Origin of the sequence: Streptomyces fodineus, from assembly GCF_001735805.1 — a bacterium.
GTDB classification, from domain to species: domain Bacteria; phylum Actinomycetota; class Actinomycetes; order Streptomycetales; family Streptomycetaceae; genus Streptomyces; species Streptomyces fodineus.
Window position 1 is genome coordinate 8,597,083 of the sequence record NZ_CP017248.1, and the last position, 13,779, is coordinate 8,610,861.

A 13,779-nucleotide genomic window follows, 5' to 3' on the forward strand; every position below is an offset into this window, starting at 1 on the left:
ACCAACGAACTGCGCTGCGATGTGCTGCGCGTGCTCGGGGTGCTCAAGCTCGCCACGGCCGACCAGATCCAGCGGCTGTCCTCGCCGCACCTGACCTTTCGGCACACGCTGAAGAAGACGGCAGCCCAGCGGAAGGAAGCACGCACCGCATCCCACCGTGGCGCGGCGAACGACCTGCGGCGCCATGGTCTGTCGGTCGACGGCGGCCGTACCCGTGGCGGTGAAGAGGTCCGGCTGCTCACCGCGGCCGGTCTGGCTGCTGCCGCAATCGATCTGGACCGCGCCCCGGAGGAGATGGGCGGCATGCCCAAGGGGAGCCGGCCGAAGCGGTCGCCGCCGCGCAGGCCGCCGCCCGTGCCGCGGACGGGATCGGCACCATCACCTCCTACGCCACCGAGGTCGCGCTCCCGGCGACCGGCACCTGGAAGAGCCCCGGCATCGGCGGCGCCCGCGCCGACATCGTTCTTGTCGCTCCGGAGGCTGGGGTGCCTCTGCTGTTCATCGAGGCCGACAACTGCACAGAGGACGCAGCGCTCATCGCCGCGAAGTTCGACAAGTACATGCGGTTCTTCAGGCGGAAGGCGAAGGACACCGACGGCATCGAGAAGGCGCTGTGGCGAACCCGCTGGTCCGCGCCCGACACGGAGCGGTACGAGCGCGTGCACCCACCGGTCCTGCTCGTGTTCCACCAGGTCGGCAAGCGCACTGCCAAGAACCAGATGCAGAGGGTCGCCGACCTCACCCGCCAGCACTGGCAAGGCATCTGGCACAGCACGGACGGCTTCCATTCCTATGACGGCTGCATCCCGATCGTGGCGACCACGCTGGAGCTGCTGCGCGAGCACGGCCCGGCTGGGCCCGCGTTCTGGCGCTTCGGCCGCACTGATCGTCAGCCGCTGCTGGACGCGATCGGCAACCCCCGCCGGGACGCCGCCCTCGCCCGTAGCCGCCAAGCCGCCCGCGAGCAGGAACAGCGTCATGCGGAGCAGGAAGTTGCGGCACGAGAGGCGCGGCGGCCGGTGTGCGCTGACTGCGGACGGAAGTTCACCGACGACCGATGGGCAGCGGTCGACTGGCGGGACTGGGGTCAGCCGCGCGAGTCGCACCCTCACCTGTGTGGCGACTGCCAGAGCCGCGCCGCGGCAGCCCAGCAGCAGGCCGAAGCCAACGAACGCGAGCGCCAGGAGTAGGAGCACCTCCGCCAGGAGGCAGGGGAACGGGCCGCCGCGCAGAAGGCCGGCGGCTGGCTCTCCCGCTTCCGCACCTGACCCGGACAAGCCTTCCGTCGGCAGTGCGGGCAAGCCCAAGGTGGCTTTGGGTAAGCCCGCGTTGTCGGTGACGGCTGGAAGGCTGGATGGATGAACGGCGATGAGCAGCTGCTGCACGGCCGGGTACGGATGCGACCATGAGGATCCCGACCCGAGCCCGCTCCCGCACCAGATGTACGCCGCCCTCATCGGCGGGCCGCTGGACGGGCTGCTGCTAGACATCACCAGATGGCGGCCCGAGGAAGTCGAAGACGGCCTCGCTCTGTCTACCGAGCTGGGGCGGTGGCCTGGCGGGCGGTCGCTGTAGGACCCGCACCCCGGCGATGCGCGCACGCCGGGCCCCGGCGTGATGTGGCGCTTCTACCACTCCGGCGACAGTCCCTGACCGCTGCAGCGGGCTCGACGGGCGGGCCGGGGGAGGCGGGGCGGGGGAGCGCCGGCGACGCACGCTGGGAAGCGTGCACAGCGCGCCGATCGTCGTGCATCCGCCGTCCCGCACGGGTGGCCGGAGAGTCACTGTGCACGCCCAGGGCCGGGACTCGAAGTGCGGGGGCAAGTCTGATCAGAAATTCGTGACGCTCATTGACGCGCAGAGCCTGGCTGGAAGGCCCCTAAACAGGGCCCAACCTAGGGGTTACCCCGCAGAGATCAGTTGCACGTCTTCCCGATGACGTCGCACGTGGCGTGCGTGACGATTTTGGAGCCTGCTGCGAAGGGACTCTGACCTGCTGATTTCCTGACTCCCAGGATCCGGGCCGGCCGTGTCGACATGTTTTGGTGGGCGCATGACGTGGACCGGGTCGCGTGCCGGATGTACGCCCTTGACCTGCGGCTTTGATCAGTGACGGGGAAGGCGGGCGCGTGGTGCTCCCGGTCTTCGCAGGGTCCGCGCCAGGCAGTTCTGACGCTCATGTGACGCTCGCCCTGATGGTGCGTGAGGTTGTGAATGAAGGCGTGGACTGTGCGGTTCGTGCGTCGAGTCGGGCGGCGACCGGGCCAGGGCCGGCCACGCTGATGACAGACTCCCGGCCTCCGAGTGCTGCATCGCCGCGGCGGTGCTCTCCGATCAGAGCGCTGACGAGGCCCTTTTCACCGCTGGCTTCGCTGCCCAGGCGTACCTGCGCGCTGGTGATGGCAGCCAGGCGCGTCGAGAGCAGCACTTCGGCGATGATCGACGCGGCTCCGGCAAGGAACACGGTTCGGGGCGCCAAGTTCCGCTTGGAGCGCTGTGCCGCGACGGCCACGAAAGCGGTAGCGAGCATCCCGGCCAGGCCGCGATCACTTTTCTGCGTCGCGAGGAGAGCTGCCGATGCCCAGAGCCTCGCTCAGCGTTACACCCAGCAGGGCGTTCCCGGGAGGCCGCCGGGGATGACGGGGTGCGGATGCGTCGGGGCGGTCAGTCGTGCCGTCGCCCAGGTGGTGCCGAGTGTGCGTACCCGGCCGGTGTCCATCGTGTCCTGCAACCGGGAGGGGAGGAGGTCTTCCTCGTCCCTGATGTCCTGCATCTTTCCTCCCGCCCCGGGATCGCTGCTGATCTGCTGATGTTCTTCCTCGGCCCGGGCCGTCAGTTCCTCGCCGTCCGGGACTGAGGCTGTCAGCCGGTCCATCTCGCGCGCACGGCGTTGCCGCACCAGGAGGCTGCTGCTTCTCCGAGCTGATCGACGGCCTGGTCCTTCATGGTCTTCGATCTGGCCGCTCCCGTGCGTGCCCGTACCATCCCTTTGGGCAGCAGGCGTTACGCTGGGCGCGCCCCCAATGCTCCCTGAAACGTTACGCTCCGGCTGGGTCAATATCTGTGCCCGCGAGCTGAGATTTCAACGGAACAGGCAGACAGATTCTCTACCGGTTTGAGTGGAGTGGGATTCTTCGCCCTACACAGGCCGCTGCGGCGTGCTACTGTCGATCTCAGTTGCAGTTGTGGTTCCCAAAACTCCAAGTGTCCTCCGGGCGGCGCCTGTGCCGTTGGAAGCGCTTTTGTAATCCGGTCTTTTTCCGGACGGGCTGATCATCGCGGCGACACGGGGTCCGCGCAGTGCGGATCCCGATGCACTGCCCCAAAGGAGAAATGACATGGCTACTGGCACCGTGAAGTGGTTCAACGCGGAAAAGGGCTTCGGCTTCATCGAGCAGGACGGTGGCGGCGCTGATGTGTTCGCCCACTACTCGAACATCGCCGCCCAGGGCTTCCGCGAGCTGCTGGAGGGCCAGAAGGTGACCTTCGACATCGCTCAGGGCCAGAAGGGCCCGACGGCCGAGAACATCGTTCTCGCCTGACGCCGACTGTCGCGTACTTGTAGCTGGGGCCCGCGTCCTTCGGGGTGCGGGCCCCAGCTGCTCGCATTTTCCCGCAGTGGTCTCGCCTGCGGACGACAGGCAAGAAACCCGTAGGCTTACCGCATACGGAGCATCCTTCAGGGGTGCACGCATCCCTTCACGGGCTTCGTAGCAGCGGACGCCCGGACATTGCGTCCGCTTCGCGCCACTCATTCCAGCGCCTGTGCCCGCACGTATCTTCCGTCGGTCAGATTCGCTCTCGCATTCCACCGGTCCATTCTTGCAATTCTCTCTGCTGCTCATTGCTGCGGGAATTCCTTGATATGTGCCGTATCGAGGAAGGTTCCGCATGAACCGCACACGCACGAACGACCGCTTCGCCCGCACCGGTAACGGCAGTACCGACTCCGGCAGGGGCGGCAGCCGATTCGGCTCGTCGGCCAGGAGCCGCTCCGGCGGGCCGAGCCGCTCCGGTGGTTACGGCCGCGGGCCCGCCGCGGTCCAGGGGGAGTTCGCGCTGCCCAGGACGATCACACCCGCGCTTCCCGCCGCAGAGCGCTTCGCCGATCTCGACATGCCCGGGGCACTGCTGGCTGCGCTCGGCTCACAAGGCGTGACCGTGCCCTTCCCGATCCAGGCCGCGACCCTGCCGAATTCCCTCGCCGGCCGGGACGTACTGGGCCGTGGCCGCACCGGCTCCGGCAAGACCCTCGCTTTCGGGCTGGCGCTGCTGGCCCGTACGGCCGGGCAGCGCGCCGAGGCCAGGCAGCCGCTGGGGCTGATCCTCGTACCCACGCGTGAACTGGCGCAGCAGGTCACCGATGCGCTCGCCCCGTACGCCCGTTCCGTGAGGCTGCGGCTGGCCACGGTGGTGGGCGGAATGCCGATCAGCAGGCAGACGAGCGCGCTGCGCGGTGGCGCCGAGGTCGTCGTCGCCACGCCGGGACGCCTCAAAGACCTCATCGATCGTGGCGAGTGCCGGCTGAACCAGGTTTCCATCACCGTCCTCGACGAGGCCGACCAGATGGCCGACATGGGCTTCATGCCGCAGGTCACCGCCCTCCTCGACCAGGTCCGCCCCGAAGGGCAGCGCATGCTGTTCTCCGCCACTCTCGACCGCAACGTCGACCTGCTCGTGCGCCGCTACCTCAGCGACCCCGTCGTGCACTCCGTCGACCCCTCGGCCGGCGCGGTCACGACGATGGAGCACCACGTGCTCCACGTTCACGGCGCCGACAAGCACACGGCCACCACCCAGATTGCCGCACGCGACGGCCGCGTGATCATGTTCCTCGACACCAAGCACGGCGTCGACGGCCTTACCGAGCACCTCCTGAACAGCGGGGTACGGGCCGCCGCCCTGCACGGCGGGAAGTCGCAGCCGCAGCGCACCCGCACGCTGGCACAGTTCAAGAGCGGGCACGTCAACGTACTGGTAGCGACCAATGTTGCGGCGCGCGGCATCCACGTCGACAACCTCGACCTCGTCGTCAACGTCGACCCGCCGACCGACCACAAGGACTACCTCCACCGCGGCGGCCGTACCGCTCGCGCAGGAGAGTCCGGCAGTGTCGTCACCCTGGTCACCCCCAACCAGCGCCACGCCCTGACTCGCCTCATGGCAGCGGCCGGCATCGTCCCGCAGACCACCCGGGTCCGCGCCGGCGAAGAGGCCCTGCACCGCATCACCGGCGCCCAGGCACCCTCCGGCATCCCGGTCGTCATCACCGCACCGGTGGTCGAACGCCCCAAGAAGCGCGGCGCCACCTCACGCGGCCGACGCCGCCCCGTCTCGGCGGCCCGCCGTGCGCCCGTACGGCAGTCCACCGCGGGAGCGGCTGTATAGAACCTTCGTGATCAGGAAGCCGGCCAACTCCGCAGGAGGCACCCTTTGACGCTGGACCAGACGCAGTTCCGCCCGGCGAGCGCCCACCCCGCGCACGGCACGGTGGCCGACACCATGGGCACGGCCGGACCGCAGGTCTGGGAGGACATGACCGTGGAGGTGGCACTGTCCGTGATGACCGCCGCCCGTACAGGTCATCTGGCGGTCTGCGACGAGGACGGTCTGCGCACCGGCCTGGTCACCCGGGCCGGGCTCACGGCCGTTCGTGACGGCTCCGGATACACGGACCGGATCCGCCTGCGGGACATCGCCGACGTCATCGGGCCCTTCGCCCCACCGCTGACCACTCGGGCCGAAGCCGAACGTGCGATGCGCTGCCGCTGGCTCGGGGCCGCGCCCGTGGCCGACGAACACGGCAACGCTCTGAGCGCCCTCGCCCTTTCCCGCTGAACCGCCCTCACCCCACCCGGCCCCGTCTTCTCGTCTCCCTGGAGGCATCATGCGCTGTGTCATCGCCCGCTTCCCGTTCGACCTGACCAAGAGCGGCGTGGTGGAATCGATGAAAGGCGTCAGACCCGAGCCGGTCACCGGTGAGTTTGTCATCATCGGACGACGCCACTACCCCGCCAAGCAGATCGGCCAGGTCATCACCCGCCAGGACCGCCGTGATTTCAGCACCGGCGAAGTCCTCAGGGCCATGACCCAACTCGGCTTCACCTGCCGCACCCGCCCCGCCGCCGCAACCGCGCCCATGGCCGGCCCGTACCAGCGGGCGTCCGCAACGCTCGGTGCTCCCCCTGTCCGCCTGACATACGGACAGGTGTGAGCCGAACCGAGCAGTGAGCCCGACCGGCGTGTGCCGGGCGAGCCCTCACTGTGTGCCGTGTCCTGGTGGGTCAGTGGCCGGAGTAGCTGAAGTCGCCCACGGTCCAGGCACTGACGTCCTCGATCGCAACGCGGTACATCCCGCCCGTCTCCGGAACTCCCACGACGCCCTGCAGGATCCGGGCGACGTGGAAATGTAGATGGGCGTTGGACGGCGTAGACCACGCGCCCGCGCTGTAGAGGAGACCGCCGGTCACTGCCAGGGTGACCACGGCCGCACAGGGACCATGGCGGCAGCCATGATGCGATCCGCCGGGGAGACCGGCTACGGCGTCCCCAGACACCACTTCCCGTCCTGTCTCGTTCTTCTGGGCATCATCGGCAACCATCCGATCAAGTAAGAGCCTGCCCGTGACAGCGTCCCTCAAGGTCGGTCTCGCCACCAACTGGGCCCGCGGAAGCCGTGTAAGCCGCCTTGCCATGGGAAGGATCAAGGTTTCCGAGCGCGTATCTCCGCCCACCTACGCCCAAGGACCGCCGATGCTTCCCGAGTTCCCCTCCCACGCATCCGCCCCCCTCGCAGATCAGCTGGAACAAAGATTGGGGCTGCCCTCACAATTCGAAACCGGCCGTTTCGACGTGGAGCGTGTCGCCGGCATAGCGGTCCTCGCGGCCGCCCACTCCGATGGCTACGCGGCCACCGCGCATCTCCTCGGACTACTGGCCGCGCTCCCCGCCCCCTCCGACGCAGGAGAACCCTTTTGGTCGAACCTGTGGAGATCCTCGGGCACCGCCTACCTGCTGCCGACCAATATCAAGGACCTGATACTGCGTTCGCTGGCCGGAAAGGGAACCGGTCTGGCCGGACAGATCCTCTCGGCCGTAGACGAGATGACGCCTCCCCAGCGCGTTGCGGCCGCAGAGGTGATCGGCCAGGCGCTCGCCGAGTCCGACCACCTCCCTGATCTCAAAGCACAGGTCATCGGCGAACTGTGGCTCCGGGACCTGGAACTCACCGCCTGGCGCGTTCTTCACGCGGGCCACAAGTCGCCCGATGCGGCCGGACGTAACGCCTTCATCGAAGTATGGACGAGTGTCTGACTCCGGCCGAGCCGGCACACGCAAGCATCCGAATCCATTCGGGACGCCCATTCGACGCTCAGGCCGCCTCACAGCCCGTGCCCAAGGCAGGAAAACGCCATGTGGCCTGCACATTCTCCCGTCCGCATACCTTGTGACCTGTTTCCGATGACGCATCACGTGGAGTGCGTGGCGGTGCTTGAGCCGGTCGCGAAGGGCTCCTGACCTGCGGCTTTGTGTGTGCGCATTATGTGCGGTGTGGGCGTTACAGGCGATATCTTGACGCTGAAATGACGATCGTGACGCTCAATTGACGCTCGTTCTGATGGGGTGTCAGGTTAACTGAAGCGCAGGTGATGAGCGCTGCCTCGATCGCCTGTACATCGACGGGCGGGAGTGCTTCATCATCCAGTGCGGGCTGCCACGTACGAGCGGATCGGGGAGCTGACCCGCTCCTGCGTGCGGCGTTCCCGGCTCGTAGTTCCCCCGTCGGGATGGTGGGATGTGAATCCCCAATCCCTTTGTCCCGAATGAGGTTCGGGTGGAGAGCCTGCCAGCCTAGATCACGTTTCTCCAGGTCAGACGGACGGACTCGGTTGGTGTCGCGGGGCCTGGAAGGGCTTCGGGGAGCGGGTCGGCTCCCAGATGGCTCCCAGCCGACGGCCGCTGAAGCTGCTTGCCCCGCCGTATTGGTCGCGCCGGATCCGGGGTGCGCGACGCTCGTCCGGAGGTCTCAGATCACCGTCGAGGGAGCGTGCTTGTTCAGGTAACTCTTGAAGGTCTTCCTGATCTCCGCCTGGAGATAGCCTGCCTGCGGTGAGTGGGGCACCACGTCGGGCTCGAAGCCTCTCTTTCGGGCATCGAGGTACCGCACGATGCTCGACGATCTGGTGTTGGCGACGAAGAGTTCGTTCTGGGTGCGGATGTCGGCGCGCAGTCCCTCGAAGTTCCGCGCAAGGCCGATGCCGAGGGTGGGTAGTACTTGCACTCGACGATGAGGACGCTCTGACTGCCTCGTGGTGCGATGCCTTGCGCTCGGCTCAGAGCGGCTTCCTCGGCCGGTAGCACCAGCACGTCGCACTCGTGAAGGACGCCCGACGAGCCGGTCACGTAGACGCCTAGGTGGACTTCAAGGGCGGGAGCTCCCTCGAACTCGATCACGGCGTGGGTGAAGGGCTGGCTGTTGCTGTACAGGTGACCAGGCCCCGTACGGAAGACGAGGTTGCTGGCCTTCGCCCCGTAGACGTCTTCGTAGGTGACAGTGGCGCCATGCCGACTCGCGGTCGCGACGATCAGAGAGAAGATGAAGCCCTCGTAGACGTCGGACGGCTTCGAAGCGGAGTCGTACGACACCGTCCCCGCAGCCAGAAGGCTCTTGATCTCGTTGACCAGGTGATCGACCGTGCTCAACTGGCTACCTCCCCCGTCACTTCGGCCAGTAGTTGACTGACGCGTGTACGTTGCTCAGTCGGTACCCGATCTCCCCGGAACTCAGTTCGGCTGCGACGCGATCGAGTACTTTCGTCCGGCTCGAATACGACCCCCTCAACCATGCTTCGGCTGCCGGCGTCGCCCTCGGGCTCGGACCGAAGCGTCTTCAGCACCTCCAGTTCCATTTCAGGCAGGTCGACGAGCACGCGCTTTACCGCATCGAGAAGGAGCTGCACACGTTCTTCGTCTGTCATGGCTCGCGTGGCGATGACCAACGTCCCTCCCTTGCGCGATGACTCGTACTCTCCGAGGCCAAGCATGCTGCGGTCCACGACCTCGTATCGAGCCGCTGCCGCCGCCCGACTCGTGGCAGGGGAGTCATCGCCGCGGCGCTGCTGGCGTCGGCGGAGGATCTTCTCCTCAGGTACTCCTGCGGCGATTGCCGCGTCGACATCGTCGAGCACCCAACTCAGGGTGGTGTCTTGCAGCGCTTCGCGGAGCTGCTGTTCCAAACGGCGCAGTTCGAACGGGTTCATGTCCCCCTCGCATCAGTAGCCTTTGTCTGAAGTAGCCGGTCCCTTCGCGGATCTTCCCCGAGCTGTGTTCGAAGGAACCGTGGTCAGCAGTCCAGCAGACTCCGAAGCGCCTCAACCGAAAGGCGGGCTTCCGGGGCGGCAGCTCCATCGTCGAATCGCACACCCTCACCCACCAGGACATCCGCAGGTGCGTCCGTGCGGGATGGATCGGTCCACTGGAAGCCTGCGCTGACGCGACCGGATGCAGTGAGGACCCGCCACGCGTTGGGGCACTGGTCGCAGGTGGCCAGGTGGGTGCCGACGGGAACAGCGTGGCTGCCGATAACGGACGCCACGTCGCCGTAGGTGGTCCACCGCCCGGGCGGGATGGCCCCCAGCAGGGTGTGGAGGCTCGTCCAGTCCTTGCGGGCGCCACTGAGTTGCTTTGCCAGGTCCGCGAGGCTGGACCCTGCCAACGCCGACCATTCATCAGGATCAACCGTGGTCGGGACTTCATTGGTGTTGACCTCCCACCAGGTCGTCCCCTGTATTCCGTCAGGTGTCCGGCCGGTCACCCTCTTGAAGATGTGGTTGGCCAGTCCGGTCGGCGTGTACGGCATGCCGTCGGAACCCCAGGTAAGAGGTTTGGCTGTGTTGTTGTTCCAGATGGCCGTAGCGCGCTCGTCATCCTCGCCCGCCCAGGCAACGATGGCCTCGCGGATGGATTGCGGAGCGCCGTGCCTCGGCGTCAACCGCAGTCTTGTCCCGTCCGGCAACAGGCCAGCGGCGACGAGAACATGAGCGGCGTTGCGGGCCCGGGAGCGCTCTTCCAGTTTTTTGGCGGCGGCCTTGGCCTCGACCCGGGCAGGGGCGAGGGTAAACTCCTCCACTTCCGGTGTCGGATAGACCTTGGTGAAGCCGACAACGAGGTGGCCTTCCACCTTACACAGACCCACCTGGACGAGGTCGATGTCAAGGTTCATCTCCGACAGCCACACCACGGTGTGAGTCACCTGCTTGGGGAAGTCAGCAGCGATGATCACCTGCCGGGGGCGCTGGAGCAGTTCCGGACTCCAGTCTCCGTCCACATGGTCGAGGAGACGCTGCCTGCACGCGTCGAGTTCGACTGCCTGGCCTCTGCCGGTCAGGAAGTCGCGGTGTGCCTGTGCCAAGGTGTCGAGGTCGAACCGGGACACGAGGGCGGCGTAGGTGATCGCCTGGAGATGTACGTCCCGGTCGGCCGTTCCCCGCTTCAGCTCGACCACCACGAGGCGGCCGGTGGCGTCCAGCCCGAGGACGTCCAGTCGATCCCGTGCCGGAACACCGTCAGTGTCGGCCCACCGGTCGAACTCCGCGGTGATCACGAGTACTGAATCGCCCAAGACCTGAGGGTTGTCGATCACCCACTCCTGTAGGTGTTTCCGTTCGAGGAGCCCCTCTGTAGCTAGCGCGGTTGGTGGGATCGGTGTTGCCGACCGGCCCGCAACGGCGAAGAGATGATCCATAAGCTCCCCCTCATGCGCCCAGCAATGTCGGATCGGGCGCCCAGAGCCTATGCGCAGGTAGCCCCCTGGGCAGTCGGTTTCTCGGGATTGGACGGGGTCCCGGTTGGTCTCATGTGGCCGGATGATTCTCGGGGCAGGCCAGCTCGCAAGTAGCCTGCAGGGAGTCGTGACTTGAGCAGCTGGCGCGTGTCCCGAAGCCTTCCTATGTCCGACCGGAGAGATCGTCCAGCAGAAGGTCGAGGGTGACCTCCTCATGGAGTGCGACCCCGAGAGCGGTCATCGCAGGGGCGAGAGCCGGATCCCAGGACGCGCTGACGGGCTGGCCGTCGAGCGGCAGTTGAGGGATCCCCTCTGCCTGGCTGCGAGCGGTCAGGTGTTCGTAGTCCTCGGCGCCCATGCGCCATGGCTGGGCACCGTAACGGCGGATGATCCGGTTCGCTAGAGCTATGCCCGGCCAGTCGAAGTCGCCGTGGTACGCGAAACGGCAGCCGGTGGCGGCGAGGGCGTCGAGGAGGGCGAGGACCACCGTGGCAGCGCTGCCGGAGGTGCATACCAGGGCATGGACGCAGGCAGCGTCCGCCGCAGCCTCCACTACGCGCGGGTTCTCACAGATGTGGATCACCGTCCCGGCAGGTAGTTGCAGCTGCAGATCGTGCAAGTCCCGGGAGGTGAGGTGGGCTTCGGCGTGATGGTCTGCCCGCTCTCGCAGGGCCTGTTCCCGCCAGCCCCCGCCGACGGGCCGCAGCCCGTAGGCCAGCACTGTGCTGGAGACCTCGTCCGGTGTGACGGACACCAGCCGCCAAAGTGCGCGCCGGCCGGCCGCGTCGCCGGGAAATTCGGTGCCGTGGGCGAGGGCGATGCCACGTTGGACGAGGCGCGGGAGCCAGGTGCCGTCGTCCAGGCCGTGCGCGGACCCGGTCGCCATGGCGGCGAGTTCTCCTCGGCCTCGGGTGACACGATTTGCCGCGCGTTCCACTGGCTCGACCAGACCGCCGTCCTGGCCCGCCTGGACGATCAGGTCGCGCCCGACGGCGTCGTCGCCATCTTCGGCGACCGGCTGCCGGAATTCGAGACCGCAGTCAAGGAGCGGCTCGCGGACTTCAGCGAGGACGACACCTGCCCGGAGGAGAACGAGTTTCTGATCCGCTTCGGGCGGCGGAGCGGGAGGTGAGTGCGACAGCACGAGACGTGTTTGAAACAGGGGCGATCATGGACTTGTGCAAGATGCCCTATCGAGGTCACCGTGCTTAGGGTCAGGTTCATGACCGCAGGGGAGCGCGTTGTCGTTGTCGGGGCTGGGGTGGCTGGGCTCACCACGGCCGTTGTTCTCGCCGAGGCCGGGGCTTCGGTGCACGTGATCGCCGAGCAGGTGCCGGGGGTCACGTCGCTGGCGGCCGGGGCGATGTGGGGGCCTTACCTGGTCGAGCCGAAGGACAAGGTCGACCAGTGGGGACAACGGTCCTTGGAGATCTTCCGGGAGCTGGCCCAGGACCCGGCCACGGGCGTCCGGCTCACCAGTGGCATTGAGGCGTCCCGCACGGCCGAGGCCGCGCCGGACTGGGCCACCACTTTGCCGGGTTTCCGACCGTGCCGGCGGGCCGAACTACCGGCCGGGTTCACGGCGGGCTACCGGTTCACCGTGCCACTGATCGACATGCCCACCTACCTCGACTACCTCCTGCGTCGGCTCCGCGATGCCGGGGGTGTGGTCGAGCAGCGACGGCTGACCTCGCTCTCGGACGCCCGTCCGGCTTCGGCGATCGTCAACTGCGCGGGCCTCGGGGCACGCGACCTGGTCCCGGACCCTGACCTCCGGCCCATCCGTGGCCAGCACGTCGTCGTCACCAACCCGGGGCTGACCGAGTTCTTCTCCGAGGACACCGGCCTCTCCCCGGACCTCCTGTGCTTCTACCCCCACGGCGAGACCGTCGTCCTGGGGGGCACGGCGATCGACGGCGAGGGCGATCTGGCCCCCGACGACAAGGCGGCGGCCGGCATCCTCGCCCGCTGTGCCGAGGTCGAGCCCCGCCTCGCCCAAGCCCGCGTCCTGGAACACCGGGTCGGCGCTCGACCGACCCGTGCCACGGTCCGTGTGGAGGAAGAGGTGGGGGAGGACGGCACCGTGGCCGTGCACAACTACGGGCACGGAGGTGCTGGCGTCACGCTGTCGTGGGGGTGCGCCGAGGAGGCTCGGGCGTTGCTCTCCGTCAAGTGATCTGCACGTGAAAGAACAGACGTTGAGACGTCCGCAGCGCGGGATAGCTCAGGGCGCCCCGACACGCTTGTAGCCGACCCACAACCGGCCACCGGTCTGCCCGAGCACCTCGTCCACGACGGCCACGAGGGTCTCGACTCTCCCGGCCAGTGCCTCCTGTAGGCCGTGGTGGAGGCGTGTGCTGAGCCCTGGCGCGGTCGTCTCAAGACGGCGTGCCAGCCACTTCCCACCGCCACCCCACGAACCGCCAACGGCCAGTGCCAGCTCACCGGTGCGTCGGACCAGTTCGGTCGCGATGAAGAGACGCTCGCTCTGGTCGTCGCTTCCCGCGAGGTCGTCCAGCAGGTCGGTGATCGCGTAGCGGCGGTCGTCGATTTCTTCCCACGACACCGGGGGTGGTCCGGCGACGGTCAGCTTCCGTGCCTGTGCGGCGAGGCGGGCTCCGAGTCCATCGGTGTCGAAGAGCAGCAGCCCGTCGGCACACATCCACAGCAGTGGTGACCGGCGCTTGCGCAGCTCCCGTTCGACATAGGCGTGCCACGTCGCCTCGGTGTGCACGAACATCTCCACCGGCCAGCCGGCGTACTGGAGGCTCGCACGGTAGGGGGCTGGGGCTCCGTAGAGCAGGACCACGACGTCGAGGTCCGACGTGGCCGTGCGGCGACCCGTCACGACGCTGCCGCCCAGGAACGCGGCGCGCGCTTCGGGGTGCTGTTCGTCTATGACGGCGCGTGCGGCCTCGATCGCATCCATGCGGCAACTATCAGCACTGGCCTCACCGCGCCCACGCCGTTTTCCGCGGCTGGACAGCGAGGTCTCG

16 protein-coding genes and 1 pseudogene are annotated in these 13,779 nt (G+C 67.6%); 9 read left to right on the forward strand and 8 right to left on the reverse strand.

The window, feature by feature from the left end; all coding sequences use genetic code 11:
- Nucleotides 1-485 precede the first annotated feature (485 nt).
- The gene (locus tag BFF78_RS48675; RefSeq protein ID WP_227026012.1) at nucleotides 486-1,190 is read left to right on the forward strand and encodes a hypothetical protein; all 705 of its coding nucleotides are present in this window, start codon (nucleotides 486-488) and stop codon (nucleotides 1,188-1,190) included.
- A 168-nt stretch (nucleotides 1,191-1,358) separates the two neighbouring features.
- Nucleotides 1,359-1,653, forward strand: a pseudogene (locus BFF78_RS37320) (hypothetical protein).
- A gap of 523 nt (nucleotides 1,654-2,176) precedes the next feature.
- Here BFF78_RS37320 and BFF78_RS46505 read toward each other — a convergent pair.
- Entirely contained in the window at nucleotides 2,177-2,530 is a 354-nt protein-coding gene (locus BFF78_RS46505) for a hypothetical protein (protein ID WP_159033120.1), read from the reverse strand.
- Nucleotides 2,531-2,599: 69 nt separating this feature from the next.
- Nucleotides 2,600-2,899, reverse strand: a complete 300-nt coding sequence (locus tag BFF78_RS37325) for a hypothetical protein (protein WP_159033121.1) — start codon at nucleotides 2,897-2,899, stop codon at nucleotides 2,600-2,602.
- Between the two features lie 439 nt (nucleotides 2,900-3,338).
- Here BFF78_RS37325 and BFF78_RS37330 point away from each other — a divergent pair, with 439 nt between their 5' ends.
- The 4 genes from BFF78_RS37330 to BFF78_RS37345 all read left to right on the forward strand — a co-directional run bounded on the left by BFF78_RS37330 (nucleotide 3,339) and on the right by BFF78_RS37345 (nucleotide 6,214).
- Nucleotides 3,339-3,542, forward strand: coding sequence for a cold-shock protein (locus BFF78_RS37330; RefSeq protein ID WP_031045667.1), 204 nt, complete (start codon nucleotides 3,339-3,341; stop codon nucleotides 3,540-3,542).
- 349 nt (nucleotides 3,543-3,891) lie between these two features.
- Complete coding sequence (locus BFF78_RS37335) at nucleotides 3,892-5,388, forward strand: DEAD/DEAH box helicase (RefSeq protein ID WP_069782482.1); 1,497 nt, start codon at nucleotides 3,892-3,894, stop codon at nucleotides 5,386-5,388.
- A 45-nt stretch (nucleotides 5,389-5,433) separates the two neighbouring features.
- The gene (locus tag BFF78_RS37340; RefSeq protein WP_069782483.1) at nucleotides 5,434-5,838 is read left to right on the forward strand and encodes a CBS domain-containing protein; all 405 of its coding nucleotides are present in this window, start codon (nucleotides 5,434-5,436) and stop codon (nucleotides 5,836-5,838) included.
- Between the two features lie 49 nt (nucleotides 5,839-5,887).
- On the forward strand, nucleotides 5,888-6,214 hold the full coding sequence (locus BFF78_RS37345) for an SCO5918 family protein (RefSeq protein ID WP_069782484.1): 327 nt from the start codon (nucleotides 5,888-5,890) through the stop codon (nucleotides 6,212-6,214).
- 70 nt (nucleotides 6,215-6,284) lie between these two features.
- Here the strand turns inward: BFF78_RS37345 and BFF78_RS37350 are convergent, their stop codons facing one another.
- Nucleotides 6,285-6,485, reverse strand: coding sequence for a hypothetical protein (locus BFF78_RS37350; RefSeq protein WP_069782485.1), 201 nt, complete (start codon nucleotides 6,483-6,485; stop codon nucleotides 6,285-6,287).
- Nucleotides 6,486-6,753: 268 nt separating this feature from the next.
- Between BFF78_RS37350 and BFF78_RS37355 the strand changes: the two genes are divergently transcribed.
- Nucleotides 6,754-7,314, forward strand: coding sequence for a hypothetical protein (locus tag BFF78_RS37355; RefSeq protein WP_193433611.1), 561 nt, complete (start codon nucleotides 6,754-6,756; stop codon nucleotides 7,312-7,314).
- Between the two features lie 712 nt (nucleotides 7,315-8,026).
- Here the strand turns inward: BFF78_RS37355 and BFF78_RS37360 are convergent.
- From BFF78_RS37360 to BFF78_RS44065, 4 genes are all read right to left on the reverse strand, one after another.
- Nucleotides 8,027-8,281 carry a hypothetical protein gene (locus tag BFF78_RS37360; protein WP_069782487.1) on the reverse strand — a complete coding sequence of 85 codons (255 nt, stop codon included), beginning with the start codon at nucleotides 8,279-8,281 and terminating at the stop codon, nucleotides 8,027-8,029.
- Between the two features lie 418 nt (nucleotides 8,282-8,699).
- The gene (locus BFF78_RS37365; protein ID WP_069782488.1) at nucleotides 8,700-9,260 is read right to left on the reverse strand and encodes a hypothetical protein; all 561 of its coding nucleotides are present in this window, start codon (nucleotides 9,258-9,260) and stop codon (nucleotides 8,700-8,702) included.
- A gap of 83 nt (nucleotides 9,261-9,343) precedes the next feature.
- The gene (locus tag BFF78_RS37370; RefSeq protein ID WP_227026013.1) at nucleotides 9,344-10,642 is read right to left on the reverse strand and encodes an MGMT family protein; all 1,299 of its coding nucleotides are present in this window, start codon (nucleotides 10,640-10,642) and stop codon (nucleotides 9,344-9,346) included.
- A 304-nt stretch (nucleotides 10,643-10,946) separates the two neighbouring features.
- Entirely contained in the window at nucleotides 10,947-11,669 is a 723-nt protein-coding gene (locus BFF78_RS44065; protein WP_237282557.1) for a DUF2399 domain-containing protein, read from the reverse strand.
- Here BFF78_RS44065 and BFF78_RS37380 point away from each other — a divergent pair.
- Together BFF78_RS37380 and BFF78_RS37385 are read left to right on the forward strand one after the other, a co-directional pair.
- Nucleotides 11,649-11,915 (forward strand): hypothetical protein, encoded by a 267-nt coding sequence (locus BFF78_RS37380; RefSeq protein WP_227026204.1) that lies wholly within the window; start codon nucleotides 11,649-11,651, stop codon nucleotides 11,913-11,915. The two genes, BFF78_RS44065 and BFF78_RS37380, sit on opposite strands and share 21 nt — an antisense overlap.
- Nucleotides 11,916-12,005: 90 nt before the next feature.
- Nucleotides 12,006-12,959, forward strand: coding sequence for an FAD-dependent oxidoreductase (locus BFF78_RS37385; RefSeq protein ID WP_069784057.1), 954 nt, complete (start codon nucleotides 12,006-12,008; stop codon nucleotides 12,957-12,959).
- Between the two features lie 48 nt (nucleotides 12,960-13,007).
- On the opposite strand, the gene BFF78_RS37390 is transcribed toward BFF78_RS37385, so the two are convergent.
- Entirely contained in the window at nucleotides 13,008-13,712 is a 705-nt protein-coding gene (locus BFF78_RS37390) for a nucleotidyltransferase domain-containing protein (RefSeq protein WP_069782491.1), read from the reverse strand.
- Nucleotides 13,713-13,779: the final 67 nt, after the last annotated feature.

What these genes read in the sequence shown, in the direction of transcription:
- BFF78_RS46505 (WP_159033120.1), bottom strand. Translation starts at nt 2,530, where the DNA reads ATGCTCGCTACCGCTTTCGTGGCCGTCGCGGCACAGCGCTCCAAGCGG.
- BFF78_RS37330 (WP_031045667.1), top strand. Translation starts at nt 3,339, where the DNA reads ATGGCTACTGGCACCGTGAAGTGGTTCAACGCGGAAAAGGGCTTCGGC.
- BFF78_RS37335 (WP_069782482.1), top strand. Translation starts at nt 3,892, where the DNA reads ATGAACCGCACACGCACGAACGACCGCTTCGCCCGCACCGGTAACGGC.
- BFF78_RS37345 (WP_069782484.1), top strand. Translation starts at nt 5,888, where the DNA reads ATGCGCTGTGTCATCGCCCGCTTCCCGTTCGACCTGACCAAGAGCGGC.
- BFF78_RS37355 (WP_193433611.1), top strand. Translation starts at nt 6,754, where the DNA reads ATGCTTCCCGAGTTCCCCTCCCACGCATCCGCCCCCCTCGCAGATCAG.
- BFF78_RS37365 (WP_069782488.1), bottom strand. Translation starts at nt 9,260, where the DNA reads ATGAACCCGTTCGAACTGCGCCGTTTGGAACAGCAGCTCCGCGAAGCG.
- BFF78_RS44065 (WP_237282557.1), bottom strand. Translation starts at nt 11,669, where the DNA reads ATGGCGACCGGGTCCGCGCACGGCCTGGACGACGGCACCTGGCTCCCG.
- BFF78_RS37385 (WP_069784057.1), top strand. Translation starts at nt 12,006, where the DNA reads ATGACCGCAGGGGAGCGCGTTGTCGTTGTCGGGGCTGGGGTGGCTGGG.
- BFF78_RS37390 (WP_069782491.1), bottom strand. Translation starts at nt 13,712, where the DNA reads ATGGATGCGATCGAGGCCGCACGCGCCGTCATAGACGAACAGCACCCC.